This is a genomic window from Chryseobacterium sp. SIMBA_029 (genome assembly GCF_046535275.1).
Classification (GTDB): Bacteria; Bacteroidota; Bacteroidia; order Flavobacteriales; family Weeksellaceae; genus Chryseobacterium.
Genome location: NZ_JAWRXA010000802.1, coordinates 1 through 240, shown reverse-complemented (window position 1 = coordinate 240; position 240 = coordinate 1). Strand labels below are relative to the sequence as shown.

Below are 240 nucleotides of genomic sequence, written 5' to 3'. Positions count from 1 at the left end.
ACATGGTTTGCGTCAGCCGGTTCGTCAAGCGCAAGAATATCGATCTGCTGATCGAGGCCTTCTGGCGCTCAGGCGTGCATGCAGCGGGACTCTCTCTCGTGCTGGTGGGACAAGGCCCATGCAGCGCAGAAATCCGCAAGGCAATCGCTCAGCGGGACATGAACGATCGCGTAAAGATACTCGGTTGCGTCGCGAACCGGGACATGCCGGCCATCTATTCGCTTGCGGAGTTTGCCGTGC

General features: G+C 59.2%; 1 protein-coding gene. It reads left to right on the top strand.

Features of this window, described 5'->3' with window-relative positions:
* On the top strand, positions 1–240 hold a 240-nt coding region (locus SB679_RS26125), incomplete at both ends, for a glycosyltransferase (RefSeq protein WP_410705312.1).